Here is a 25,970-nt window from a genome sequence, read left to right as displayed (position 1 = left end):
GCTACCGGCCCTACTGGTCCTACTGGAGCTACTGGTCCTACTGGAGCTACTGGTCCTACTGGAGCTACAGGTCCTACTGGAGCTACCGGCCCTACTGGTCCTACCGGTTCTACCGGAGCTACTGGAAGTATTGCATCAGGATATGCATCTTTCTTTAGTACTACAGCAGCAACAAATAATATAGAAGGATTAATATTTAAGATATTTGAATTTAATTCTGTTGTTCCATCCAATGTAACTTTAGGGGCTAATGGATCAGATATAACTGTACAAATTAGTGGAATATATCATATAACCTTTTCTGCTAATGCTACAGATACAAACAATTCTTCTATAAATTTATTTGTGAATAATTCCGATATTCCTGGAAGTATTATCTCATTCCCAGGCACAAGCGGAGAAGCTGTTGGCCATATAATTTTATCTTTATCTACTTCAGATGTATTAAGATTAAGAATAAATGGTACTACTGATTTTATAGATTCAGGTGTAACAGCTTCTATAACCCTAATGAGAATAGCTTAGTATTAGACTAAAATTTTGAGGCCAGTATTTAATTAAATACTGGCCTTTATCATACACTCTTTCTATATTCTAGAAAACTTTTCATCAACCTTAATTCCTAATGTTCCATCTTTATAAACTGTCATGATTTCCACTAAAATATTAAGAGAAGGGGAAATTCCATAACATTCAACTACTACATATTTATTTTCATTTCTATGATGCATTACCAAATCATAATCTTCTCTCGCTAGTTGAAACTTCTGCCTATCTGCTAAGTATAGAGATATATTTTTAGTTTTATTAGGTTTTATTTTCTTAGCTTTTGAACCCATAAGCTCTATAGAGTCAAAAGAAAAATAGATATCTTCTATGATCTGCGATGTATTATTTCTTATATAAACTATTGGTAATAATTGTGTTTGCATACTAGTCTACCTCATAAAACAATTAAATATTATTTAACAGCTTAAATAGTTTTCCTCAATTTTTATTCCTAAACTTCCATCATTATAAACCTTCATAATCTCAACCAAAATGTCCCTTATATGCTCAGCTCCATAGGCCTCACTTATTGTATATTTATTTTCTTTTCCATGATTCATTATTAAATCATAATCTTCTCTTTCTAGCTGATCTCTTTGTCTATAAGTTAAATATAAAGATATATTCTTAGTTGTATTAGGTTTAACCTTTTTAATTTCTGATCCTATAAGTACCACATTATCAAAAGAAAAACTTATATTTTCTATATTTTCCTCAGTGTTATTTCTTACATAAACTATAGGTAATCTATTTAATCCTTTATTTGGTCCTCTATCTAGTCCTTGTGATCCGTTAATAAATTTTCCAAACATATACACCCCTCCAGATTTTTGTAAAATTCTCACTTATATAATGTATTCTATAATTCTACCTTAAATCCTTTTGGAGTAATGAAGCTATTAAATTACTTTTCTATGTAATTTATTACGTGTTTTATAACCATATTTATACTTCCATCACCATTTCTAACTATTTCAAATTTAGAATTATCGTGGTAAGCTTCCTCATCTATATATAAATCTATTTCTTTATCTATCTTTAGTCTAACTCTTTTTAATTTTTTCTCCACATATTGTTTATCTATCTGAACCTCTTCATTTAATCCCTGAGATATAATAAAATCATCAAATGCTCTTTTCGCCTCTGGTTCTTCTTTAAAAAGCTCATTAGAAAGTTCAGGTATATTTATCTTCTCTTCTTCTTTTAGTTTACTTTTTATAGTTGTTCTTATCTTCTCTGCCTTATCAGCATCCTGATTAATGTTATTTCTGGTCCAAGTTTCTGTTGCTTTCATAAAGCTTTTAGTCATATCTCTTTCATTTGTTATAACTGTACAACCTAAAAAATGATTTATAAAATAATTAGAACCGTACTCTTCTTCCTCTTTATTTTTCTTTTGCTTATCAATCACCATTAAGTTAAAATCTTGATCCTTTGCTAATGGTTTTATAAAAGCACATTTTTGTATTCTTTGAGAAGATGCTGGTAGTCCACCATATTGTTGGATTATACCAATTCCTATTTTATCATCCAAAAAATCTACTTTATGAGCAAAGTTCCTTACATAGTCCATTTTTAATAAAGCTAACATAATTCCTTGGTCTGTAGATATTGATGCAACCACTAAATCACAGGATGGAATATTTCCATTCCCCTTCATTATTGCAAACAGTTGTCTTCCCATTTCTTGAGATATAGAAACCAAATCAGTATTCGCACCATTTAAATACTCTTGAGATAACTCTTTTACTATATTTCTCTCTGGATTAAATACGGCATACTTTAGTTCCTCATCTTTTAAGGCTTTTTCAATATGTCTATATATATACTTATAAATTTCATCACCTAAATCTAATTTATATTCATTTAATATTGGTTCGTCTGAGTTATTATCTAGAATATGAATAACCGCCTCTACAATATTTATATCATTAACGTATTCCATAGGGGTACCTCCATTATAGTCCTGTATATTTCAGTCCCTATTATATCACATATTTTTATAGGTATTTATCTAGAATAATAATTTGATTTATAATAGAATTAAATTTAGGAAAGGACTGATATTATATGAAAGAGTTAGAAACCCGTATTATCGATATAGATTTAGATAAGTTTCGCAGGGATTTAAAAATGATTAACGCTGAAAAGGTAAAAGAAGAAAATCAGATTAACAACATATATGATTTTCCAGATAGAAGACTTCTATCAAAAAAAGGTTATGCTAGAATTAGAATAGTTGAAGATTTATTAAACAGAAAATCTTTTAGCTTTATTACTACAAAAAAAATGCTCTCTCAAGAGAGATTTAAAGTTATGGAAGAGAATGAAACTATTATTGAAGATGGGGAAGTTGGTAAAAAAATATTTGAAGCCTTAGGATTAGAACTTATTGATTCAATAAAGAAATATAGAGAAAGTTATAAATACAAAAACACTTTAATTGAAATAGATATTAATGAAAAAAGTTTTTGTCCTTTTCCCTATGTTGAGTTTGAAACCTCTTCTGAAGAAGAACTTAAAGAAATCTTAGAACTTTTAGGTTATAGTTTAGAGGACACAACTTCTAAGACAATATATGAAATACTAAAAGACAAGGGGATATCCTCTGAAAAAGGGTTATGATCTCTGCAAACCCGCATTAACACTATATATAGTTATATAGTTATATAGAAAGATATATATCTATATATCTTCCATTTAGCTAAAAAAATCAGTAAAACTTAAACTAAATTCATTTAATACTCGCATTTAGTTTAAGCTTTACTTATATTCCATTTTCTTTTTCAATTCTAATATTTTAAAAACTACTTTCCCTAATTATAAGTTCTGTAGCTATACTAACTTTTTTGCTGATGATCCTGTCATTTAATCTTTCTATCAATAAATCTACAGAAGTCTCACCCATAAGTTCAGTATGTACTTTAATAGTACTTAAAGATGGATAAACATATTGGGCTATACTTATATCATTTATACCTATAATGTTTACTCTATCTGGAACAGCTATTTTATTTTCATTTAATGCCTTAAGACATCCAATAGCTAAAGAATCACTTCCAACTAAAAATGCTGTTGGCAAGTTATCCTTATGCTCCTCTAAAGCTTTTTTCATTAAATCATAACCATCACTAGCAGAGTATTTTCCTATATACATATACTCTTCCTTAAATAAATTCTTTTCTTTTAAATAACTTTTATACACAACTTCTCTAGAATCATTTATCTCTGATGTTCTATCGTTAAAGGTTTCTCTTCCTCCTATGTATCCTATTTCTCGATGCTCTTTTTCCATTAAATAGTCTAATATCTTTTTTGTAGCTATCTCAAAATTGGTTATAACACAATCATATTTTTCTTCGTCTGGGGCATAATCCACAAATACTATATTACTTGTTATCTTAGTTAAATCTTCTACCTCTTTGTTACTAAACTTTCCTACTGCAACAATTCCTTGTATCTTTTCCTTCATTAATTCATCAATATTGTTTTTAAAAAACTTTACTATAGCTAAGTTATTTTGTTTACATCTGTTTTCTACACCTATACGAATAGACATATAATATAAATCATTTAATTCTTCTTTTTCTGTATACCAATGAATAAGAGCTATCTTAGCCAATGTTTTTTTCTTTGGTTGTCTTTTCTCATAAGACAATTCCTCTGCCACATTAAAAATCTTTTTTTTAGTATCATCACCTACTGATAAAGTCTCATCATAATTTAAAACTCTTGAAACTGTAGCTATTGACACTCCTGCTTTATCTGCAATATCTTTAATCGTCGCCATTATTCTCTCCTTTTAAATTAATGAACATTATATATAATTTATATTATATCTCTCTTTTAACTAAAATTCATCACCTTTTTCATTGAGTTTTACTTTATTTTTACTCAACGTATCAAGTTAATTATTCGCAAGTTTTTATTCCAAATTCAATTAAACTCTTCTATAATCCTTTTATTCATAGACTCTCTAAATATTTTAGGGGATTTTCCTTTTACTTTTTTAAATATCTTGGAAAAAGCAAGAGGGTCATTATATCCAACTGACCGAGCTACATCACTTATAGATAAAGATTTATTCTTCATAAGTTCACAAGCCTTATTAACTCTAAATTTTATTAAATATTCTTGAGGAGATATTCCTAATTTATCTTTAAATAATGAACTAAAATAATTCTTGTTTAATCCAATAATTTCGGCAACCTCACCTATAGTTATATATCTTGAAAAATTAGTTTCTATATATTTTAAAGCTTTCTTAACATATATGTCTCTATAATTATAGCTTATGATTGTATCCTTTTGTTCTTGTTCAATTAATTCAGATAAAAATATACTTAATAGTCCTTGAAGTTTAAGTTCCCTTCCATATTTTAAATCTACTGAATTTATCATATCTTCAAAATATTTTTCTATTTTATTTCCCTGTTCATAAACAAATATAGGATTATATCTATCTAAATGGGCTAATCTCATATAGCTTTCTGCTCTCATTCCCTTAAATCCAACCCAAGCATAGGTCCATGGTTCTTCACTATCAGCCTCATAATAAGTTATTACATCTGGACATATTAAAAACCCCTGATTCTTATTAAGTTTGTATGCTTTACCATCAACATAAAAAGTTCCATGTCCATCAAGTATAAAATGAATTAAAAAATGGTCTCTTACTGCCGGCCCATAGGCATGTGATTTCTTACACTTTTCCATACCACAATTATATACTATTAAATCAAAGGCTGATTCATTGAGTAATAAAACTTCCGTGCTTTCATTGTTATTCCCCATAACATATACCTAACCCTTTATCTTAAATTACTTAGATTATACCATGTTTATCTTTTAAAATTCCATTTTAATCACTCTACATATATTTATAATATAAAAGTATAAGAATCTATATTATATGAGGATGGTGTAATTATATGATAAACTATGCTAAGGAAACTAAAACTTTTCATCTACAAACTAAAAATACTAGTTATGCTATGTGTATATTTAGAGATGGATATCTTTCACATCTTTACTGGGGAAGAAAACTTAGAAACATTACTTCTTCTGAGCTTCTTGTATTGAGAGAGAGAAGTTCTTTCTGTTCAAATCCTCAAGCTAATGATAATACTTTTTCATTAGATACTTTACCTCAAGAATATCCCTCATACGGAAATACTGATTTTCGTTCACCAGCTTATGAAATTCAACTTGACAATGGATCTAGCTTAACAGATTTAAGATATAAATCTCATATAATTATAGATGGAAAACCCTCTTTAATAGGATTACCATCAACCTATGTAGAAAATAATAATGAAGCTCAAACTCTTGAAATTACAATGGAAGATTCTCTAGTAGGTCTAAATGTAATCCTTTCCTATTCTGTGTATAATGATTTAGATGTAATTACTAGAAATGTTCGTTTTATTAATGGTGGGAATACTAAGTTAAAATTACTACGTGCACTAAGTATGAGCATAGACTTCAATCATAATAATTACAAGTTCATGCACCTTCATGGTTCATGGGCAAGAGAAAGAAATATTGAAATAAGACCTCTTTTTACAGGTAATCAATCTATAGAAAGCCGAAGAGGTTCAAGCAGCCATAACCATAATCCTTTTATTGCCTTGTTAAGCAATGATGCTGATGAAAATCATGGAGATGTTTATGGATTTAACCTAGTATATAGTGGTAATTTCTTAGCTCAGGCTGAAGTAGATCAGTTTAATACAACAAGAGTTTCAATGGGAATAAATCCTTTTGACTTTTCCTGGTTATTAGAACCAGAGGAAGTTTTTCAAACACCTGAAGTTGTTATGATTTATTCTTCTGATGGATTAGGTTCAATGTCAAGAACTTATCATAAACTTTACAGAGAAAGACTTTGTAGAGGTAAATTTAGAGCTGAAGTAAGGCCTATCTTAGTTAATAACTGGGAAGCAACTTACTTTAATTTTACAGAAGAAAAAATTCTTGAACTGGCTGAAAATGCAAAAGACTTAGGAATTGAACTTCTTGTATTGGATGATGGATGGTTTGGTAAAAGAAATAATGACGATTCTTCATTAGGTGATTGGACAGTTGATTATAAAAAACTTCCTCACGGATTAGATAATTTAGCTAATAATATAAACTCCTTGGGATTAGACTTTGGATTGTGGTTTGAACCAGAGATGATTTCTCCAGATAGTAATTTATATAGGGCCCATCCTGATTGGTGCTTGCATGTCCCAAGTAGAATACCTTCACAAGCAAGAAAACAGCTTATATTAGATTTAACTAGGGAGGACGTATGTAATTATATAATTGAATCAGTTTCTAATATTCTTAGAACTACTAACATTAAATTTGTAAAATGGGATATGAATAGGAATATGACAGACATAGGATCATTATCTCTTTCTCCAGAAAGACAAAGAGAAACAGCACATAGATACATGCTAGGCTTATACAAGATTTTAGATACTATTACGACCGCTTTCCCAGACATATTATTTGAAAGTTGTTCTGGTGGCGGTGGAAGGTTTGATCCAGGAATGCTTTATTATATGCCTCAGACTTGGACTAGTGATAATACAGATGCAGTTGAACGATTAAAAATACAGTATGGTACAAGTATTGTTTATCCTATTAGTTCTATGGGATCACATGTATCTGCTTCCCCAAATCATCAGATACAAAGATCCACCCCATTAAAAACAAGGGGTGATGTAGCTATGTCTGGCAACTTTGGCTATCAAATGGATTTGACTAAGCTTTCTACTAAAGATAGAGCTGAAATAAGTAATCAAATTCAAACATATAAAAATTTTAGGAAGCTAATACAGTTTGGAGAAATGTATAGATTACTAAGTCCTTTCGAAGGAAATGAAACGGCGTGGATGATTATTTCTCCAGATAAAACTGAGGCCCTCGTATGCTATTTTATAGTTCTCACTTTGCCTAACCCTTCTATAGTAAGACTATACTTAAGGGGGTTAGATAAAGATAAGTATTACAATATTTCCGATAAAAATATTACTTTAGGTGGAGATGAATTGATGTATGCCGGCATTACTATCCCTGAATTGAAAGGTGATTATCAAAGTCTAATCTGGCACCTAAAAAGTATTTAAACCATAAATGTGAGGCTCTAAATTTAGAGCCTCAATTTTTCTATATTATTTCTTTAATAAATCTTCTAAAGTTTTCTTTGCCTTTTTCATCTCTTTTAAATACTCCAGAATATTCTAAGACCTTAAGAAACTTCTTAGCAATTTCAACTCTAACTATTTCTTGAGCATTCTCTTTTTTTACTGTGTTTTTATAAATCCTCTTTAATTCTTCTGCCCAAGGTTTATGATAATCTTCTAATAGGTTGTCTTCTTCTAATATATATTTTTCAACTTCTTTAAGTTCATCCTTCAATCTACCTGGTAATACCGCCAGCCCCATTACTTCTATTAATCCTATATTTTCTTTCTTTATATGATGAACATCATCATGGGGGTGAAATATTCCTAATGGATGTTCTTCAGTAGTTCTATTATTTCTAAGCACCAAATCCATCTCAAAAAATCCATTTCTTTTTCTGGCAATTGGTGTTATTGTGTTATGAGGTATATCTCCAGTATAGGCATATATATCTGCCTCTTTAACAGTATAAGCTCTCCAAATATTTAAAATCTTCTCCGAAGCATTAGTTAATGCCTCAATATCTTTACTTTTTAAACGAATTACAGACATTGGCCATTTAACTATAGAAGCTTCAATATTAGGATATTCTGCAATCTTAAAAAACTCCTCAGCTTCTGCTCTTTCCATAGCAAATTCATATCTTCCACCTTGATAGTGGTCATGAGATAATATTGACCCTCCTACTATTGGAAGATCTGCATTTGAACCAATAAAATAGTGTGGAAACATATCAACAAAACTTAATAATCTGCTAAATGTTGCTCTATCTATTTTCATATCCCTATGAATTTCTGATAATAATATACAATGTTCATTATAATAAGCATAAGGCGAATATTGTAAAAACCACTCTTCCTCAGATAAATAGGTTCTTACCATTCTATGATTTGCTCTAGCAGGATGTCCTGCTCTTCCTTCATATCCCTCATTTTCTATACATAATAAGCATTTAGGATAACTACTACTTTTTACTGCTTTTTCTTTAATTATATCCGCAGGATTTTTTTCTGGTTTTGATAAATTTATAGTTATATCTATATTTCCATACTCTGTATCTGCTTTATAATTTATATTTTTTGCTATAGCTTTTGTTTGAATATAATTACTATTTTTACTTAAATTAAAGAAGTATTCTGTGGCCTCTTTAGGATTAATTTTATAGTATTTATAAAACCTATCGTTAACATCAGATGGTCTAGGCATAAAACAATTCATAATATTAGTAGATAATATATCTTTCTCATGAAAGCTATCTTCAATTACTCCTACTTCTATAGCATACTTAACTATATCCTCTAATAGATCTGGTATACTTTTATCAATTTTTATATCACTTTTTATAAAATCATTTAATTTTAGCTGGGCCAATATTTGATTTCTTACATAGACCTCATCTTGTTTATCTATAAGACAACATTCAATTGCTTTATTCAATAACCCTTGTATTACTTCATAAACAAACATAATTATCCTCCAAAATTGCTATTCTTTAATTTCTCCAGCCCCATCACCTATACTTGCTATATAAAAATCCGCTTCATATCCTATAATATTTTTATATTTATTTCCCACCTTTTTTATAAAATCCTCTGTATTTTTCTTTTCAACCATTGCAATAGAACATCCACCAAAACCTGCTCCAGTCATGCGAGCTCCAACTACTCCTTCTTGCTCCCAAGCAGCTTCAACTAAGGCATCTAATTCTTTTCCAGTGACTTCATAATCATCTCTTAAGGAAATATGAGACCTATTCATCAATTCACCAAAAGCTAAGATATTTCCTTTATTTAATTCATCTAAAGCTTTAAGGGTACGTTGATTTTCATAAACAGCATGTTTGGCACGTTTAGTTAAAATTTCATCATCTATTACATGCTTATTTTTTTCAAACTCCTCTTCACTAAGTTGTCCTAATGAATTAATATCAACTACCTTTTGTAATCTTCTTAAAGCCTCTTCACACTCTCCTCTTCTTTCGTTATATTTAGAATCTGCCAATTCTCTACGTTTATTAGTATTCATAATAACTATGTCGTAGTTTTCTAATTTTATTGGAGCGTATGAATACTTTAAAGTTTCACAGTCAAGTAGAATCCCACATTCCTTTTTCCCCATTCCTATGGCGAATTGATCCATAATTCCACTATTAACCCCTATAAACTCATTTTCAACCTTTTTACCTATCTTAACCAAATCGATTCTATCTATATCTAATGAAAAAAGACCTTCTAGTATTACTCCTGTTGCTAGTTCTATTGATGCTGAAGAAGATAATCCTGCCCCATTAGGAATATTGCCATAAAAAACTATATCTACTCCAGAATTAATCTCATAACCAGCTTCCTTTAAATAACGAATCATCCCTTTAATGTAGTTTGCCCAATCATGTTGTTTGTTATAGTCTAATTCTTCAAGCCCAAATTCTATTACACCTAGGCTTTGAAAATTCATAGAATACAAGCGAAACTTATTTAAGTTATTTTTTCCTGCTAAGCCATAAGTCCCAAAAGTTATAGCTGCCGGAAATACATTCCCACCATTATAGTCTGTATGCTCACCAATAAGATTAATTCGACCTGGAGCAAAAAACACTCTAAAATCTTCTTTTCCAAAAATTCTTATAAACTCATTTTTACATTCCCTTAAATCCATAATACTCTCCACCTTTTTAATTCATAATTGTTTTAGTAAAATACATCTTTTATTTACTTTAATTTTACTTCTTTTTTACTTAGGTAGTCAATAGATTTATTAAAGGTTTTCATAGATTTTTAAACATAAAAATACCACCAAAATTTCTTTTAGTGGTAACTTTTATAATTTGTTTATTTCACTTGCTACATCTTCTGGCAGCTTAGAATTTATTAACATTCCACTCGACAACTCAAATCCACCAAGGCTTATTTTTCTTGGATATATATCTAAGAAAAAATGAAAATTTTCATCTTCTAGAGAATAAAATCCTAAATTATAAGGAAAATCTTCTAATACTCTTCTTAATTTACTCATCACATTTTCATATATTTCAGCAAGACTTATTAGTACTTCCCCTTCTAAATCTAAAAGTGATCCCTTATGTTCTAATAAAGCTATTCTTATTTGATATGCATTTACTGACGCAAAAGGAGCATAAGCAATAAAATGATTATTTCTAGCTACAATTCTCAAATTATCATTTTCTTCTTTTTCTCTTTCTTCACAAACATCACACGTTTCACCACATAGCTCTAAGTACTTCTTAGGTATATGATCAAGTGCAATTATTTGAGAATGTGGATGTTCTAAAGATGCCCCTCCACCTCTCTTACAATTTTTAAATATCTGTACATATTTTATCTTTTCATCTTTTTTAATATTATTTATAGCTACTTTATATGCCCTTAATACCTGAAAAAACCTCTCTTGTGTTATAGTCTTTTCATCTCCATTATGATTACTATCTTCAATAACCACATAATGATGTCCGTAATTATCTTCCTCATCTATACTAACCACAGGATATTTATTATTAATAATTCTTATACCAAAATTATTCTTAAACTCAACAACTTCATCCATGCTCTCATCCTCATTTCCTGGACAAAAAGGACAATCTTCTCTATATATCTTAAGTGGTTTTTTTACTGTATCTTCAAAATTATTAGGTCTATTCTCTCTCTTTTTAGCAAAAACAATATTTGACTTAGTTAAAAAATCATATCTAATATTCTTCATTAAACTACCTCTCAAAACATAATCCTATAAATATTATACACCTTAATGCTGTAGCACGTCACGCAGTGACTGCATTAAATTCATTTCAACTTCTGATCTTTTGATTTTCTAAACTTCTGCTCTTCTGATGTTCTAAACTTTTGATGTTCTGCACTTCTATACTGTAGGAGATTCCGCAGGAATGCTCCATCAAATCTTTATCACTTTTATACTGTACACTTCTGTCCTGTAGGAGCGTTTCTTAGCTCCATTAGATTCATTTCCTTCTTCTCAAGTCTCATCAAATTCCTTTCTCTCCTTATCTTATACCTACTATAAAATTATATATGTTTATCCTCTTTAGCCTTTTTGCTTCTGCTATTTGAAACTTTCTATACAAAAAAAACTGCCACATTTAGCTAAATCTAATAGCTAATGTGACAGCTTATATAAAAATTACATACTTAATTCAAATTCTTTATCTTCTTCTTCAAAAGCAGCTCTATCTAATTCATTTTCTGATGCTGCTACTAAAGTAGATACTACTGCTGCTCCAGTAACATTTGTAGCTGTTCTAGCCATATCTATTACTGTATCAACTCCAAGTACTAAAGCAAGTCCTTCAATAGGTAATCCCATACCTGATAATACTACTGTTGCCATTATTGATGCAGTTCCAGGAACCCCTGCTGTACCTATAGATGCAACTGTTGTTAATCCTATTAATAAAAGATAACTTGAGAAGTCCATTGGTATGTTAAATACTTTTGCTACAAAAACTGCAACTATTGCTGGATATAATCCTGCACATCCGTTCATTCCCATGTTAGCCCCTAATGGAGCTATAAATGTTGCAAGCTCTTCTGAAACTTTTACTCTTTCAGTTAAAGTTTTTATTGTTACAGGTAATGTACCATAACTGCTTCTTGTGGTAAATGCTACTAGTTGAGCTGGGAAAATCTTTTTAAAGAACTTCACCGGATTTAATTTTGCTACGAAAGCAATAAGTCCACCTTGAACTACAACTACTTGTATTATTGAAGCTAAGTATACTGCTCCTATAACTTTAATTAATGGTAATAAACTTGATATACCGTATTTAGCTGAAACTTGAGCCATTAATGCAAATACAGCGTATGGAGTTAATTGCATTACGAATCTTGTAACTCTAAACATTATTTGTGAGAAAGATTTAAAGAAATCTTTAACTGGCTTTACAAGTTCAGGTTTATTATGACCTTCTACTATTATTGCTACTGCTACTATTATTGAAAATACCATTACAGGTATTATCTTTCCACTTGCTGCTTCTGATACTGGGTTTGCTGGAATTAAATCTAAAATTATCTGTGAAAATGTAGGAATCTCTCTAGCTTTAAACTCTTCTGATGCAACAAACTGTACGCCATCACCTAAGTTAAATGCTAATGCAATAACTGTTCCTATTACCGCTGCTATGGCTGTTGTTAAGAAAAACCACCCTAATGTTTTTAAACCTATTTTCTTTAATCTTGCTGGGTCTTCTAAAGCTGTTATACTAGTAATTATTACTGAAACAACTAAAGGTACAACTAAAGCCTTAATAAGATTAACATATGCTCCACCTATTGGTTGTATATATTGAACATCATTTTCGAAAAATGAACCTATTACTACCCCTAAAACTAGAGCTAATAAAACTCTGTTTCCAAAACTAACTTTCTTAGTCTTTAAGAAATAAATTAGTGCTAAAATTAATACTGATAAAACTATTCCCATTATGAATTTCCTCCTTGAAATTTATTTTTTTGTTTTTTGGGACATAAAAAAATTCTCCCTCTATAATTCAGAGGCAGAATATACTCCGCGGTTCCACTCTGATTGAATATGCATATACACATTCATCTCATTTTCTCTATAACGTGAGAACCCGTACCACCTACTATTATTTCGGTTTAAAGCTCCTAGGTGCATTTCAATTATATTTCCTTAGAACTTTTTCACCATTAAGTCCCTCTCTGTAAAGTATGTATAATTTACTTTTCCTAATCACAGCTTATATTCATATAATTCCTATAACATTACTGTGAAATTAGTATATTTCATTTTCTTACATATATCAATCCTTGTTTTATTCTAAATTTATTAACTATTTTAATTTTTATAGGTTTACACTCTCATTATCTCAATAATTTATATTCTTATTAAATAATAATTTTAATTAATAAATCTGCCCATAGAACTAAATTCTATGGGCAGATTTTTATTTATTACATTTTTATAGTTTTTCTCTTCGTTTACCAGATTCAATAAAAAGCTCTTTAAGTTTATCTATATCCCCATATTTTACTGCATCTTTAATGATATCTAACTGCTTTTCAAAATCTTCTATACTATTTAGTAGATTCTCTTTATTGCCTAAAAATAGTTCACTCCATAATTCCTCATTTATGTTAGCTATTCTAGTTAAATCTCTATATGAATCTCCAATAAATGACCCAGTATCGAACTCTTGATTATCGCTATTTATTAATGCTACAGCAATTGCATGAGGTAATTGAGAGGTAAAAGAAATGATTTTATCATGCTCTTTTGGTGTTATCTTTCTAACCTTTTTAAAGCCTATTTTTAACACTAATTCTTCCATAAGCTTTAAATTAGCTTCTTTATTTTTGCTATGAGGAGTTAGAAGATAATTTGCTCCTTTAAAGACTTCCTTTGAAGCAAAATCTATTCCTCTTTTTTCTCTACCAGCCATAGGATGACCAAATATAAAATCTACACCTTCTGGAATTATATCTAAAGCTTCAGCTATAAAAGTTTCTTTTATACCTGTAACATCAGTTATTATAGCTCCATCTTTGAAATTGTCTTTATTCTTTTTAAGAAAATCTATAACAAGAGATGGATATAATCCAATTATTATTAAATCACTTTCTTTAATAAACTCATCTCCAGATGTGCATCCCTTTGTTATTATCCCTAAATCTAAAGCCTTTTCTAAAGTGTCTTTATTTCTATCCACACCATAAATTTCATGCTCATTTAAAGCATTTAATGCCATTGCAAAGGAACCACCTATGACTCCTAAGCCTATTATAGTAATCTTCATATTTCTTACCTAATAGCTTATAAGTCTTAAAGCTTCCTTTCCTCAAGTTCAACCAAAACTTTTACTTTTTTCATAACATCATCAAAAACTTGTGGTTTAAGAGATTGACCACCATCGCTTAAAGCATTAGCTGGGTCATTGTGAACTTCTATCATAAGTCCATCTGCTCCAGCTACTACAGCAGCTTTTGCCATAGATTCAACTAACCACCACATACCTCCAGCATGAGAAGGGTCTATGATTATTGGTAGATGAGTTAACTTTCTTAATACTGGTATAGCACTTAAATCCAAAGTATTTCTTGTGTAAGTTTCAAAAGTTCTTATACCTCTTTCACAAAGAATTACATTTTCATTACCGCCCGCCATTATATATTCCGCCGACATTATCCATTCTTCATAGGTTGCCGATAGTCCTCTTTTTAATAGTATAGGGGTAGAGCATTTACCTAATTGTTTTAAAAGGTCAAAGTTTTGCATATTTCTAGCTCCAACCTGTATTACATCCACTTTTTCTACAAACTCATCAATGTAGTCCGTAGACATTATTTCTGTAACTATTGGAAGTCCTGTTGCTTCTCTTGCTTTCATTAAAAGATTAAGTCCTTCAAGCTCTAAGCCTTGAAAACTATAAGGGGATGTTCTAGGCTTAAAAGCTCCTCCTCTTAGGAAGTTAGCTCCTGATTTTTTAACTGCTTCAGCTACTTCTATTATCTGCTCTTCACTTTCTACTGAGCAAGGACCTGCCATAACAGAGAAGTTACTTCCCCCAATCTTATTTCCTCGTACATCTATTATGCTATTATCTGGTTTAAATAGTCTATTTGCTTTTTTATAAGGTTCTTGAACCTTTAGAACCTTATCTACTCCGTCTAGTGCCATAAGTTTGTCTCCATCTATTCTAGAAGTATCCCCAACTAACCCAATCACACAAAGGCTATCTCCTTTTGAAACGTTAGTTTGAACACCTAATCCTTCTACTATTCCTACTACTTTTTTAATTTCTTCATCCTTCACGTTACTATTCATTATAACTATCATTACTACCATCCTCCTGAATTTACATTTAATTTTACTTTTCCTTAACCTACCATACTACAAAACTACACTATCAAGTGAAACTTGATTCAGATGGTGTTTGATCTCCATCTGAATCTTAGTTGAACTTATCTAGGGTCGTGCCACTGTTATCTCCCTCTTGAAGAAAAGCAGATACTCCAAATTTTATATTTGGCATAGTCGCTTTCACACAGTGCGTGGGAGTGTTACAGTGGCTAGACATCAGATAAAGAATTATTAGCTTCTTTATACTTGTTTACAATATCTTCTACAACTTCATCTAAGTTTTTATCGTTTTTTATAATTATATGAGCATACTCCCTATAAAGATTGTACCTTTCTTCATATAATTTATATAACTTTTCTTTCCCATCTTTTAATAGTGGTCTTGAGGAAACTTCTATATCTGACAATATATCATTAACTGTCCTATCTATAAATATTATTATACCTGTAGATCCAAGTAAATCAACGTTATGTTTCTTTTTTATTACTCCACCGCCAGTTGATATTATACTGTTTTGGATATTACTTATCTCCTCACAGCATTTACTTTCTTCTTGTCTAAAATAATCTTCCCCATTTAAAAACATATCATTTATACTTTTTTTATATTTTGTTTTCATATATTCATCCATATCAACAAAATCATAATTCAGCTTTTCTGATACTAATTTTCCAATAGTAGTTTTCCCTGATCCTGGCATTCCTATTAGCACTAAATTCTTGCGCATACTTCTCTCCTCACTCAAAATAATTTGCATAAATCTTCATATATTTCTTCCCCGATTTTTCCATCAATAGCTTGATCGTGCCAAATTTCTTCAGCCTTTATAGCTTGGTCAATAAGCATATATAATCCATTTATAGCTTTTAGTCCTTGGGATTCTGCTGTTAACAAGAACCTTGTTTTTAGTGGATTATAGATGGCATCTACTGCTACTTTATACTTCTTTATTATCTCTTCACTAACTGGTATGCCCTCTATGTTAGGATACATGCCTAAAGGAGTAGTATTAACAATTATATCTCCCGAGATTTCTTTAAGTTCTTCATAATCCAAAGCTGTTACACCTGAATACTTTTCATATATCTTCTCTTTATTTCTAGATACTAAATATATTTCTTTAGCCTTACTATCTTTAAAATACTGTATAATAGCCTTTGCTGCTCCCCCTGCACCTAAAACTACCACCGTTTTTCCTTCTACGGTGACATCTTCTCTTTTAAGCATACTCCCAAATCCAAAATAATCTGTATTATAGCCATAGGATTTATTATCTTTTATAACTACAGTATTAACTGCACCTATATTTTTTGCTTCTTCTGATATTTCATCCAAATACTTAATTATTTCTTCTTTATAAGGAATTGTTACATTTATTCCTGATATACCTAAAACCTTTAGAGAATCAATCACTTTACAGACATTTTCTTTTTCTACTTGAAATAAAGAGTATCTTGCTTTTATATTTAAATTCTTAAATATAACATCATGAATTTCTGGGGATAATGAGTGAGTGAGTTTTTCTCCTAACAAACCATATAATAACATAATAGCCCCCTAATATTTACTTTTATAAGCCCCTAATAACCTAAAATATGAACTATTTTTTTCTATTAATGTTAATACATCTTTAACCTTATCATCTTGTAAATTTCCTTGGAAATCTAAATAGAAATAGTATTCCCATGGTTCATTGCCAACAGGTCTTGATTCAATTTTAAGCATATTTAAACCATAGTCATTTACAAACTTTAATACATTAAATAAAGTACCTACTTTGTTCTCTAGTTTAAATATAATTGATATCTTATCTTCCGAATTTTCTAGTTCTTTACCTATAACTATAAATCTTGTTTTATTGCTTTCTTCATTATTAATGTTTCTTTGAAGTATTTCAAGATTATAAATCTTTGCAGCTCTTTCAGATGCAATTGCAACCTTAGTAGTATCATTGCCTTCACTAACTAATTTAGCTGCTAAAGCTGTATTATGATAAGGTATTTTCCTCCAATCTTCATGAGTCTTTAAAAAACTACTACTTTGTTGAAGACCTTGAGGATGGGAATATACTTCCTTTATATCAGAAATCTCAGTCCCCTTAAGTCCTAGTAGATGTTGACTTATAGATATATACTCTTCTCCAATAATATAAAAGCCGTATTTTCTTAATAAATCATATACATCATTTACTACACCTGCTGAGGAATTTTCTATAGGTAATACACCATAGTCGATTTTATCCTCTTTAAGAGCTTCAAAAACCCATTCAAACTGCTCATAGTTTACTTTCTTAACCTTATCACCGAAGTACTTAATTAAAGCATCTTCTGAAAATGCTCCCTCTACTCCGCCATAACCTATTTTAAAAGTATCAATGTCTTTTTTATCTCTACATTCTTTCACATCTAAATTTATATTTTTCTCTGAAAAAACTTTTTTGCATTGATATTTTTTACTTACATTCATTAAATCATGAATAAATTCTTCGGCATATTCCTTCATATCCTCATTAGTAACATACTTTAAGTTCTTCTCTATAACTTTTTTTTCTCTATCCTCTTGAAATATGGGAAGATTATTTTCTTCTTTATATTTAGCTATATTAGCTACCAAAGCCATTCTCTCTTGAAATAGCTTTATGATTTCATAATCAATTTCGTCAATTTTACTTCTCCAGCCATCTAATCCATCCACTATTTTTCACCCCATCATCAAATCTAAAATTCCTAGTGCTGTTACTGATTCTATAACAACTACAGCTCTAGTTACTATACAAGGATCATGTCTTCCTACAACTTGAAGTTTATCATCAACCTTATTAACTACATCAACTGTATCTTGATATAAGCCTATTGATGAAGTTGGTTTTACAGCTGCCCTAAATATAATTGGCATACCATTAGTAATTCCTCCTAAGATACCACCATTATTATTAGTTTTTGCTTTAATTTCATCACCATCATAATAATAGCTGTCATTAGCTTCAGAACCTTTCATTTTAGTAATTCCAAAACCTGCTCCAAATTCAATTCCTTTTACTGCTGGAACTGAAAACATTAAATGAGCCAAAGTACTTTCTACTGAATCAAAAAATGGATTTCCTATTCCTGCTGGTATTCCTGTAACAGCACACTCTACTACTCCACCTAATGAGTCTGCTTGCTTCTTAGTAGCTAAAATAAGTTCTCTCATTTCTTCGCCTTTAGCTTTATTTATGGTTGCTATATCGCCTTCTTTTAAAGAAGTTAATAAAACTTCGTCTATAGCTAATGGATTAAAGCTATCATCTTCAATACTATTTATAGATTTAATATGTGCACCTATTGTTATACCTTTTTCTTTTAATATCTGTCTTGCTATAGAACCTGCAAATACAAGTGGAGCAGTTATTCTTCCTGAGAAATGTCCTCCACCTCTAACATCATTAAACCCATTATATCTAATCATAGCTGGATAATCTGAATGCCCTGGTCTCATTAAACTTTTAAGTTTAGAGTAGTCTTGGCTTCTAGTATCTCCATTTCTTATGATTCCACAAAGAGGTGCTCCAGTTGTTCTTCCTTCAAATACACCACTTACTATTTCTACTTTATCGCCTTCTTTTCTTGCAGTAGCTATTTTACTTCTACCTGGTGCTCTTCTTTCCATTTCTTTTTCTATAGCTTCCATATCTAAAAGTATACCTGAAGGCAGCCCACTTATATTAATTCCTAAGGCTATTCCATGAGATTCACCAAAAATAGATATTTTTATATTATTTCCCCAAACGCTCATCTACTTTCCCTCCTAATAATTTATAATCTCTCCAAAAGCTAGGATAAGATTTTTTTACACAACTTGGATTTTCTATAATAACTTCATCCTTGGCACAAGTAGCTGCTATGGCTAAACTCATAGCTATTCTATGATCATCCCACGAACTCACAGTTCCTCCAGTTAAAGATTCCACTCCTTCTATTAATAAAGAGTTTTCTAATTCTGTTACACTAGCACCTAACTTATTTAATTCTCTAGTAATGGCTTTTAACCTATCACATTCTTTGATTCTAAGTCTTTCTGCATTTATTACCTTAGTTATTCCTGTAGTTAAGGAAGCTAAAACAGTTAAAACAGGTATAATATCTGGACACTGAGCTGCATCTATTATTGTTGGAGTTAAATCTTTTACTTTAGCTTTAATTCCTTCTTCTTTAGATAAGATTTTACATCCCATTCTTTCTATTATTTCTATAACTTCTTTATCTCCTTGAAGAGAATCCATGTTCAAGTCCTTAACTAAAACATCACTTCCTAAGGCATCTGCAACTAAAAAGAATGCTGATTGAGAAAAGTCACCTTCCACTTTATAATCCTTAGGTGTATAGTTCTGATTACCTTTGATTATAAATTCCTTATAGTTATTATTTACTACATTAATTCCATAGTAATCTAACATACTTAAAGTTAAATCTATATATCCTTTTGATTCTAAATTAGTAGTTATAATAATTTTAGAATCTTCTTTAATAAGAGGAAGCGTAAATAGTAATCCACTTATAAATTGAGAACTTATATCTCCTCTTATCTTAAACTCTTCTCCTTTAAGGCTTCCTTTAACTTTAAGGTCAAGTTCTCCATCCTTATAGCTATACTCAATTCCTTGTCTATCGAATATCTCATAATAAGTTGTTAACGGTCTTTTGCCTAAATTACCTTTACCTATAAATCTCATTTCTGCTTCTTTAGCTATAGCCAGTGGAACCATAAATCTTAGAGTTGATCCAGATTCATTACAATCTATTTCTCCAACATTTTTGGAGAAAACACTACTACCATCTATCTCTAAATGATCATCAAATATCTCTATTTCAGATCCTAAAGCTCTCATAGCATTTATGGTTGCAATTATATCGTCAGAGTACTCAATATTAGTTATCTTACTTTTTCCTTTACTTAATGAAGCACATATAACTGCTCTGTGAGCCATACTTTTTGATGGTGGAATTTTAACTTCTCCCTTAAGCTTTCCTGGAGTAATCTTAACACTATTCATTTAATAGCCCCCTTAATTAAATATCCGAAAAGAAATTTTCATCACTTAGATATATATAACTTTCACCAATTTCTTTTAAGAGTATTAAACTTAAGGAGTTATTGATATTTTTTTTATCTAATTTTATTACATTAATAAGCTCATCAATATTTTCTCCGTCTAAAGAATAAGGCAAGTCATATTTAATAAGAATATCTTTTATTTCTTCTGCTACACCCTCAGCTACTAAGCCTTTACTATAAGCACTTTTCATTATCTGATACATACCTATAGCTACTCCTTCCCCGTGAGTATATCTTTCATATTTATAATATTGCTCAATTGCGTGACCTAAAGTATGACCAAAGTTAAGAAGCATTCTTTCCCCAGTATCTTTTTCATCTTCCTCTACAACTTTTCTTTTAATATCACAGCAATTATATATTATTTCTTCAATATCTTCTATTAACACTTTTTTATCTTTATAAGCCTTAAGTTTATCAAATAAATCTCTATCTTTAATACAGCCGTATTTTATTACTTCTGCTAAACCGTCTTTAAATATTCTATCTGATAAGGTATTTAAAACCTCTGGATCTATAATAACAAGTTTAGGGTGGTAGAAGCCTCCTACTAGATTTTTACCTTTTTCTAAATCAACTCCTACCTTTCCTCCAACACTAGAATCAACCTGTGCTAAAAGTGTAGTAGGAATTTGAATAAAAGGTACTCCTCTTAAATAAGTTGAAGCTACAAACCCAGCTAAGTCTCCTACAACTCCTCCTCCTAATGCAAGGATTATGTCAGTTCTAGTTAATTTAAACTCTAAGAGTTCATTATATACAGCTGGTAGTGTAGAGAAAGATTTACTCTTTTCTCCAGCCTGGATAACTATACCTTTTGCTGTATATCCATCACACTCAAGTGCCTTTTTAAGGCCATCACCATATATCCCATAAACAATATTGTCTGATATTATTGCTATTTTCTTTCCCTTAAACTTATCTTTAAGGTGTTTGCTAATATTTTTTATACTTCCTTTTTCAATTATAATCGGGTATGAGTTTTCTTCTAAATTTACCTTTAATTCCAAGGCTCCATCCCCCTTAATTATATTTCTCTTCCTACAGCTTGAGCTATTACAGAAAGTTCTTTAACTAATTTATCATATTCCTCTGGTCTAATAGATTGAGGTCCATCACATAAAGCATTTGCTGGATCATTATGAACCTCTATAATAAGTCCATCAGCACCAACCGCTACAGCTGCTTTAGATAAAGGATCTACCATCCAATTTTTCCCTGCTGCGTGACTTGGATCGATTACTACTGGTAAATGGCTTAATCTCTTTATTGCAGGTACTGCACTTAAATCTAAAGTATTTCTTGTGTAAGTTTCGAAAGTTCTTATTCCTCTTTCACAAAGTATTACTCTTTCATTACCACCAGCCATAATGTATTCAGCTGACATTAAAAGTTCTTCGATAGTTGCTGATAATCCTCTCTTTAAAAGTATTGGTTTATCTATTTTCCCTAATTCTTTCAATAAATCGAAGTTTTGCATATTTCTAGCTCCTATTTGAATTATATCAACATCTTCAACAAATCTTTCTAAATACTTCTCAGACATTAACTCAGTAACTATTGGTAAACCAGTTTCTTTTTTAGCTATTTTTAATAGATCCAATCCTTCTGCCTCTAATCCTTGGAAGCTGTATGGAGAAGTTCTTGGCTTAAATGCTCCTCCTCTTAATAGTCTTGCTCCTGATTCTTTAACATTTTTAGCTATTCCTATAATTTGATCTTCACTTTCTACTGAACATGGTCCAGCTATTAAAGCTATCTTTTTTCCTCCAATGGAAATATCGTCAGTTATTTTAACTTCAGAATTTTGTGGATGAAATAATCTATTAGCTTTCTTGAAAGGTTCTTGAACATGCATTACTCTTTCAACACTTTTATTAGCTTCTATTTTTCTTGCATCTATTTTAGTGGTATCACCAATTAATCCTAAGATTATTAAGTCCTTACCTATAACTGGATGTACTTCTACCCCAAGTCTTTCAATAGATTTTGATAATTTTTCTACTTCCTCTTGTGCTGTTTTTGGTTTTAAAATTACTATCATATAAATTGCCCCCTTAATGATTTTTTATAAAAAAAATAAGACTCATCTAATGAGTCTTATTATTCCAACATAATTATTTCTTGATACAAGGTTTTAAGGTTATTTCTACTCATTAGAAATTAACAGTATTTTATTGCAGAACGATGAACCAGCGCTAAAATAAAAGCCCCAGCTAAAGTAAAAGTATCCAAATAATTGTCCTGCTATTCTATTAACTCCTTTAAGCATACTAACCTCCTATGTGAATTTCTGTAAAAATCTTTTTCTAAATTGTATACTAATAAAAATAGTATGTCAATACTGAGAAAACTTTTTCATTGATTTTTATTTAAATTTTTTATATATTCTCAATATTTCTATATTTTTCTTAACGCTTTTATAGAAATAATACACTGCTCCCCATTTTTCATAGTTATTTTCCTGCTTAATTTATTTATCTCAGATATATTTTTTTTATTTACTAAATAAGATTTATGTACTCTTATGAAATTTTCATCTAAATCCTCTTCTATATCCTTCATTTGTCCATAAAATTCAACTTGCCTATCTGTAGCATGAAGTACAATTTTATGAATTTTCTTGGAAGTTTCAAAAAAAAGTATTTTATCATATTCAACATTAATTATTCTTTCATCAGTATTGATAGTAAAAACATCATTGTCTTTTTTTCTTCTGCTATATTTATCAAGAGCTTCTAAAATACATTGATGTATTCTATTTTTTATATTTAAATAATCATCTTTAATAATATAATCTAAGGCCTCAACTCTATAAACAAAAGTCAAATAGCTCATTTCTGCATGAGTCGTAACAAATATAACAAATCCTCTTGAGTCATATTTTCTTATTTTTTCTGCCAATCTTATACCATCTATATTAGAATTTAAATCTACATCTAAAAAATACACACCTGAGTATTTGCTTTGTTTAACATATTCTATTAGCTCGTATGGATCACCTGTACTTAAAGCTAACTTCATATCTAAGTTCTCTATTATAGTTATGTCATCAATAAATTTAGCAAAACTATCTCTTTGCTTTTCGTCATCTTCACAAACATATATATTTAGCATAACTCCCCCTATTTAACTATTAGAAATTTGTAAAACTTGAGTAAATTCGCCTTTATCAGCCTTTGTATCTAGTGATATAGTGTGGTATTTATTAACTATTTCTTTTAAGTTATATAAACCTAACCCTCTATTATCACCTTTAGTTGAAAAACCTTTCTCAAATATCTGATATATTTGTGGAGTTCTTTCAACACATGAATTTATAAAAACTAAAAGGACAAAATTCTCTTTTTGTATAAAAGTTAATTTTATCCATGATTTTTCACATTCAATAGCAGCTTCAATGGCATTATCTAATAATATACCTATAGTTCTGCTTAAATCTATTATATCCATATCAATCTTGTCCACTGGCTCTACAATATCCACCAACACATCTATTCCTAACTCTTGAGCTCTTATGACCTTTGATGCTATAAGTCCCTTAATTTCTGTGATATGTATATTTTGTAGTAATCCTATTCTATTGTTTTTTCTATTCATTTCGCTATTTAAAGGAACAATTTTTTTATAAAAAAATTCCTCTAAACCTTCTATATTTTTTTCTTCTATGTATCCAGACATTGCAGTTAATATGTTAGTGTAGTCATGTCTAAAGCCTCTCATATCGTTATACATAGCTTCCAAATTGGAGTTATACTCCTTTAAGTTTTCTAATTCTATTTTACGATTTTCATATTGTATTTCTTTTTTCATGTTGTTTGCTACAACAAAAGTAATTACTGACATTGATATAAGATAAACTATCATCAATGCAACATAAATAAGCATTGTAGTGTTTTCAGCCATAGATTTTTTAGCTATCATAGCATTTAAATAATATGTAATTGTTATTATGAAAATATTTACTATCATTACCATTGTCATTTTATTTTTTATTTTAATGTTATCTGGATTAATTTTCAGTTTTTTTATTAACAATTTAACAAACATAGTTATAATTATCACTAATACCAACATTCCTAAATGTATTAACAGTCTAAATCTACTAGCTTCAATAGCTTTATAAAATTCTTCTCCTATAATTGGTATTGCTAAACTACCTATTAATCCATCTGATATAAATAAAATAATCGCAGCAAATACACAATTCATAATATTTATAAATATTTTCTTATTATCCATATATAAAAACAAAAAATTCATTATAACCATTATTGGTAGTCCTAACGATGAATTAGCACTTGCTATAAGTATTAAAATTATTTCCATAGCAACAAAGTTTCTAACAAATTTCTTTTTTTCGAAAGTCACTATTCCAGTGTTATTTGCTGCATAATTAAATGAAAAACAAGTTAATGTTATTCCAATAATCGATATCAAAACATTTCCCCCAATAATTCCATTTTTATTTTATATTAGCAGATATGTACTAATAATTCAATTATCCCTTATTCTTCTTCCCTTAATAATTCTTGTGGAATTTTTGTTTCATAAAAAAGTAAATATGTGCATTTTGAAGTGGAATTTTCTGCTACCTTAACAGATGCTTTCTCAACTCCATCTAATACCATATCCTTTAATTCTTCAAATAGTCCCTTGTTCATATCTCTCATAATTTTTATACCTCCCTCTGAATACCTTGTAGGTTATTGGCATTATCATTAATGCCTCTAGCAGATTTCCATAGGCTATTAAAAAGCCTATCCTAAAGTCTTTTAAGTATATAGCTAAAACAAATGAAATTAGCCATACATAAACTGATTTTCTTTTTAACTTGTCTCTCTTTTTCTTTCCAAGTAATGGTCTTGCCTCTGTATCTGCTGGGGAAAAAGCAAGAATACTGATAATTGAAATAGTAAACATACCTGCTAGTATTAACTTATTTTCTGGTACGTAGCTACTTAAAAATGCTCCTGAAAAAAAGCATATTATAGTAGTTAATGTACACCCTAAGCTTGTGGAAGCATGTACACCATAAGAATATCTTCTTAATGCTCCATAACTTATCATTATTATAAGGATTGTCCAAAATATATTTAACATAGCTGCTAGAGCCATGATAAATGCAATTTTTGTAAAATTTATCAAAACAATTTCTATTCCATATTTAACTATATTTTCATTAAAATTAGGATTGCTACTTCTAGTTTTTAAAACTTGAGTTAAACTATTAGATATTTCTTCAATATAGTTTTTTCTTTTAACTTTCACAGTTTTCATAAAATCACCACAACTTTAA

At 29.9% G+C, this 25,970-nt stretch carries 26 protein-coding genes and 1 other annotated feature; of the genes, 3 read left to right on the top strand and 23 right to left on the bottom strand.

Translation table 11 applies throughout. The features are described from left to right. A partial coding sequence (locus BUA92_RS23345) for a collagen-like protein (protein WP_073020732.1) occupies window positions 1-525 on the top strand: 525 nt, incomplete at its 5' end. A 62-nt stretch (window positions 526-587) separates the two neighbouring features. Here BUA92_RS23345 and BUA92_RS14840 read toward each other — a convergent pair. The 3 genes from BUA92_RS14840 to BUA92_RS14830 all read right to left on the bottom strand — a co-directional run bounded on the left by BUA92_RS14840 (window position 588) and on the right by BUA92_RS14830 (window position 2,494). Then, window positions 588-932: a hypothetical protein gene (locus tag BUA92_RS14840; protein ID WP_073020729.1), complete on the bottom strand. Its 345-nt coding sequence runs from the start codon at window positions 930-932 to the stop codon at window positions 588-590. 33 nt (window positions 933-965) lie between these two features. Further along, window positions 966-1,361, bottom strand: coding sequence for a hypothetical protein (locus tag BUA92_RS14835; RefSeq protein ID WP_073020727.1), 396 nt, complete (start codon window positions 1,359-1,361; stop codon window positions 966-968). Between the two features lie 92 nt (window positions 1,362-1,453). Beyond that, complete coding sequence (locus BUA92_RS14830) at window positions 1,454-2,494, bottom strand: nucleoid-associated protein (protein ID WP_073020725.1); 1,041 nt, start codon at window positions 2,492-2,494, stop codon at window positions 1,454-1,456. Window positions 2,495-2,619: 125 nt separating this feature from the next. Between BUA92_RS14830 and BUA92_RS14825 the strand changes: the two genes are divergently transcribed. Then, window positions 2,620-3,174 (top strand): class IV adenylate cyclase, encoded by a 555-nt coding sequence (locus BUA92_RS14825; RefSeq protein ID WP_073020723.1) that lies wholly within the window; start codon window positions 2,620-2,622, stop codon window positions 3,172-3,174. A gap of 175 nt (window positions 3,175-3,349) precedes the next feature. Here the strand turns inward: BUA92_RS14825 and BUA92_RS14820 are convergent, their stop codons facing one another. Next, entirely contained in the window at window positions 3,350-4,339 is a 990-nt protein-coding gene (locus tag BUA92_RS14820) for a LacI family DNA-binding transcriptional regulator (protein WP_073020721.1), read from the bottom strand. A 146-nt stretch (window positions 4,340-4,485) separates the two neighbouring features. Then, window positions 4,486-5,343: an AraC family transcriptional regulator gene (locus BUA92_RS14815; protein WP_073020719.1), complete on the bottom strand. Its 858-nt coding sequence runs from the start codon at window positions 5,341-5,343 to the stop codon at window positions 4,486-4,488. Between the two features lie 137 nt (window positions 5,344-5,480). Between BUA92_RS14815 and BUA92_RS14810 the strand changes: the two genes are divergently transcribed. Continuing rightward, a complete protein-coding gene (locus BUA92_RS14810) occupies window positions 5,481-7,667 on the top strand; it encodes an alpha-galactosidase (protein WP_073020717.1) in 2,187 nt (728 codons plus the stop codon). Between the two features lie 40 nt (window positions 7,668-7,707). Here the strand turns inward: BUA92_RS14810 and galT are convergent, their stop codons facing one another. The 18 genes from galT to BUA92_RS14730 all read right to left on the bottom strand — a co-directional run bounded on the left by galT (window position 7,708) and on the right by BUA92_RS14730 (window position 25,942). Beyond that, complete coding sequence (galT, locus tag BUA92_RS14805; protein ID WP_073020715.1) at window positions 7,708-9,192, bottom strand: UDP-glucose--hexose-1-phosphate uridylyltransferase; 1,485 nt, start codon at window positions 9,190-9,192, stop codon at window positions 7,708-7,710. Window positions 9,193-9,210: 18 nt separating this feature from the next. Then, a complete protein-coding gene (locus BUA92_RS14800) occupies window positions 9,211-10,380 on the bottom strand; it encodes a galactokinase (protein ID WP_073020713.1) in 1,170 nt (389 codons plus the stop codon). A 162-nt stretch (window positions 10,381-10,542) separates the two neighbouring features. Further along, complete coding sequence (locus BUA92_RS14795) at window positions 10,543-11,442, bottom strand: galactose-1-phosphate uridylyltransferase (protein ID WP_073020711.1); 900 nt, start codon at window positions 11,440-11,442, stop codon at window positions 10,543-10,545. A gap of 435 nt (window positions 11,443-11,877) precedes the next feature. Next, the gene (locus BUA92_RS14790; protein ID WP_021803105.1) at window positions 11,878-13,179 is read right to left on the bottom strand and encodes a dicarboxylate/amino acid:cation symporter; all 1,302 of its coding nucleotides are present in this window, start codon (window positions 13,177-13,179) and stop codon (window positions 11,878-11,880) included. A 66-nt stretch (window positions 13,180-13,245) separates the two neighbouring features. Further along, window positions 13,246-13,462: a binding site (T-box leader), on the bottom strand. A 216-nt stretch (window positions 13,463-13,678) separates the two neighbouring features. Continuing rightward, window positions 13,679-14,512 carry a prephenate dehydrogenase gene (locus BUA92_RS14785; protein ID WP_073020709.1) on the bottom strand — a complete coding sequence of 278 codons (834 nt, stop codon included), beginning with the start codon at window positions 14,510-14,512 and terminating at the stop codon, window positions 13,679-13,681. A 26-nt stretch (window positions 14,513-14,538) separates the two neighbouring features. Further along, a complete protein-coding gene (gene aroF, locus BUA92_RS14780) occupies window positions 14,539-15,552 on the bottom strand; it encodes a 3-deoxy-7-phosphoheptulonate synthase (RefSeq protein WP_021803107.1) in 1,014 nt (337 codons plus the stop codon). Window positions 15,553-15,785: 233 nt separating this feature from the next. Beyond that, window positions 15,786-16,304 (bottom strand): shikimate kinase, encoded by a 519-nt coding sequence (locus tag BUA92_RS14775; protein ID WP_073020707.1) that lies wholly within the window; start codon window positions 16,302-16,304, stop codon window positions 15,786-15,788. Window positions 16,305-16,318: 14 nt separating this feature from the next. Continuing rightward, complete coding sequence (gene aroE, locus BUA92_RS14770) at window positions 16,319-17,125, bottom strand: shikimate dehydrogenase (protein WP_073020705.1); 807 nt, start codon at window positions 17,123-17,125, stop codon at window positions 16,319-16,321. 9 nt (window positions 17,126-17,134) lie between these two features. Then, window positions 17,135-18,271 (bottom strand): chorismate mutase, encoded by a 1,137-nt coding sequence (locus BUA92_RS14765; protein WP_073020703.1) that lies wholly within the window; start codon window positions 18,269-18,271, stop codon window positions 17,135-17,137. 6 nt (window positions 18,272-18,277) lie between these two features. Continuing rightward, a complete protein-coding gene (aroC, locus tag BUA92_RS14760; protein ID WP_073020701.1) occupies window positions 18,278-19,351 on the bottom strand; it encodes a chorismate synthase in 1,074 nt (357 codons plus the stop codon). Then, window positions 19,332-20,609 (bottom strand): 3-phosphoshikimate 1-carboxyvinyltransferase, encoded by a 1,278-nt coding sequence (gene aroA, locus BUA92_RS14755; RefSeq protein WP_073020699.1) that lies wholly within the window; start codon window positions 20,607-20,609, stop codon window positions 19,332-19,334. Before aroA ends, aroC begins: the two co-directional genes overlap by 20 nt. Before the next feature lie 16 nt (window positions 20,610-20,625). Continuing rightward, entirely contained in the window at window positions 20,626-21,681 is a 1,056-nt protein-coding gene (gene aroB, locus BUA92_RS14750; protein WP_073020698.1) for a 3-dehydroquinate synthase, read from the bottom strand. 17 nt (window positions 21,682-21,698) lie between these two features. After that, window positions 21,699-22,715, bottom strand: a complete 1,017-nt coding sequence (aroF, locus tag BUA92_RS14745) for a 3-deoxy-7-phosphoheptulonate synthase (protein WP_021803114.1) — start codon at window positions 22,713-22,715, stop codon at window positions 21,699-21,701. A 105-nt stretch (window positions 22,716-22,820) separates the two neighbouring features. Further along, window positions 22,821-22,943 (bottom strand): hypothetical protein, encoded by a 123-nt coding sequence (locus BUA92_RS23755; RefSeq protein WP_275299559.1) that lies wholly within the window; start codon window positions 22,941-22,943, stop codon window positions 22,821-22,823. A gap of 128 nt (window positions 22,944-23,071) precedes the next feature. Beyond that, a complete protein-coding gene (locus tag BUA92_RS14740) occupies window positions 23,072-23,788 on the bottom strand; it encodes a LytR/AlgR family response regulator transcription factor (protein ID WP_021803115.1) in 717 nt (238 codons plus the stop codon). Window positions 23,789-23,800: 12 nt separating this feature from the next. After that, window positions 23,801-25,111 carry a sensor histidine kinase gene (locus BUA92_RS14735; protein ID WP_073020696.1) on the bottom strand — a complete coding sequence of 437 codons (1,311 nt, stop codon included), beginning with the start codon at window positions 25,109-25,111 and terminating at the stop codon, window positions 23,801-23,803. 68 nt (window positions 25,112-25,179) lie between these two features. Then, on the bottom strand, window positions 25,180-25,335 hold the full coding sequence (locus tag BUA92_RS22865) for a cyclic lactone autoinducer peptide (RefSeq protein WP_207650353.1): 156 nt from the start codon (window positions 25,333-25,335) through the stop codon (window positions 25,180-25,182). Continuing rightward, complete coding sequence (locus BUA92_RS14730) at window positions 25,316-25,942, bottom strand: accessory gene regulator B family protein (RefSeq protein WP_175550912.1); 627 nt, start codon at window positions 25,940-25,942, stop codon at window positions 25,316-25,318. The genes BUA92_RS22865 and BUA92_RS14730 overlap by 20 nt, the downstream gene beginning before the upstream one ends. Window positions 25,943-25,970 lie beyond the last annotated feature (28 nt).

Origin of the sequence: Clostridium intestinale DSM 6191 (assembly GCF_900130055.1) — a bacterium.
Classification (GTDB): Bacteria; Bacillota; Clostridia; order Clostridiales; family Clostridiaceae; genus Clostridium_T; species Clostridium_T intestinale.
The sequence above is the reverse complement of the archived record's forward strand: the minus strand, read 5'-3'. Positions and strand labels throughout refer to the sequence as shown.

Bases quoted from the DNA above. Each gene is read 5' to 3' on its own strand.
- BUA92_RS14790 (WP_021803105.1), bottom strand. From the start codon at position 13,179: ATGGGAATAGTTTTATCAGTATTAATTTTAGCACTAATTTATTTCTTA.
- BUA92_RS14820 (WP_073020721.1), bottom strand. From the start codon at position 4,339: ATGGCGACGATTAAAGATATTGCAGATAAAGCAGGAGTGTCAATAGCT.
- BUA92_RS14825 (WP_073020723.1), top strand. From the start codon at position 2,620: ATGAAAGAGTTAGAAACCCGTATTATCGATATAGATTTAGATAAGTTT.
- BUA92_RS14840 (WP_073020729.1), bottom strand. From the start codon at position 932: ATGCAAACACAATTATTACCAATAGTTTATATAAGAAATAATACATCG.
- aroA (WP_073020699.1), bottom strand. From the start codon at position 20,609: ATGAATAGTGTTAAGATTACTCCAGGAAAGCTTAAGGGAGAAGTTAAA.
- aroE (WP_073020705.1), bottom strand. From the start codon at position 17,125: ATGTTATTATATGGTTTGTTAGGAGAAAAACTCACTCACTCATTATCC.
- BUA92_RS14740 (WP_021803115.1), bottom strand. From the start codon at position 23,788: ATGCTAAATATATATGTTTGTGAAGATGACGAAAAGCAAAGAGATAGT.
- aroF (WP_021803114.1), bottom strand. From the start codon at position 22,715: ATGATAGTAATTTTAAAACCAAAAACAGCACAAGAGGAAGTAGAAAAA.
- BUA92_RS14830 (WP_073020725.1), bottom strand. From the start codon at position 2,494: ATGGAATACGTTAATGATATAAATATTGTAGAGGCGGTTATTCATATT.
- aroF (WP_021803107.1), bottom strand. From the start codon at position 15,552: ATGATAGTTATAATGAATAGTAACGTGAAGGATGAAGAAATTAAAAAA.
- galT (WP_073020715.1), bottom strand. From the start codon at position 9,192: ATGTTTGTTTATGAAGTAATACAAGGGTTATTGAATAAAGCAATTGAA.
- BUA92_RS14785 (WP_073020709.1), bottom strand. From the start codon at position 14,512: ATGAAGATTACTATAATAGGCTTAGGAGTCATAGGTGGTTCCTTTGCA.
- BUA92_RS14800 (WP_073020713.1), bottom strand. From the start codon at position 10,380: ATGGATTTAAGGGAATGTAAAAATGAGTTTATAAGAATTTTTGGAAAA.
- BUA92_RS14810 (WP_073020717.1), top strand. From the start codon at position 5,481: ATGATAAACTATGCTAAGGAAACTAAAACTTTTCATCTACAAACTAAA.
- BUA92_RS14815 (WP_073020719.1), bottom strand. From the start codon at position 5,343: ATGGGGAATAACAATGAAAGCACGGAAGTTTTATTACTCAATGAATCA.
- BUA92_RS22865 (WP_207650353.1), bottom strand. From the start codon at position 25,335: ATGAACAAGGGACTATTTGAAGAATTAAAGGATATGGTATTAGATGGA.
- BUA92_RS23755 (WP_275299559.1), bottom strand. From the start codon at position 22,943: ATGCTTAAAGGAGTTAATAGAATAGCAGGACAATTATTTGGATACTTT.
- BUA92_RS14835 (WP_073020727.1), bottom strand. From the start codon at position 1,361: ATGTTTGGAAAATTTATTAACGGATCACAAGGACTAGATAGAGGACCA.
- BUA92_RS14795 (WP_073020711.1), bottom strand. From the start codon at position 11,442: ATGAAGAATATTAGATATGATTTTTTAACTAAGTCAAATATTGTTTTT.
- BUA92_RS14775 (WP_073020707.1), bottom strand. From the start codon at position 16,304: ATGCGCAAGAATTTAGTGCTAATAGGAATGCCAGGATCAGGGAAAACT.
- aroC (WP_073020701.1), bottom strand. From the start codon at position 19,351: ATGAGCGTTTGGGGAAATAATATAAAAATATCTATTTTTGGTGAATCT.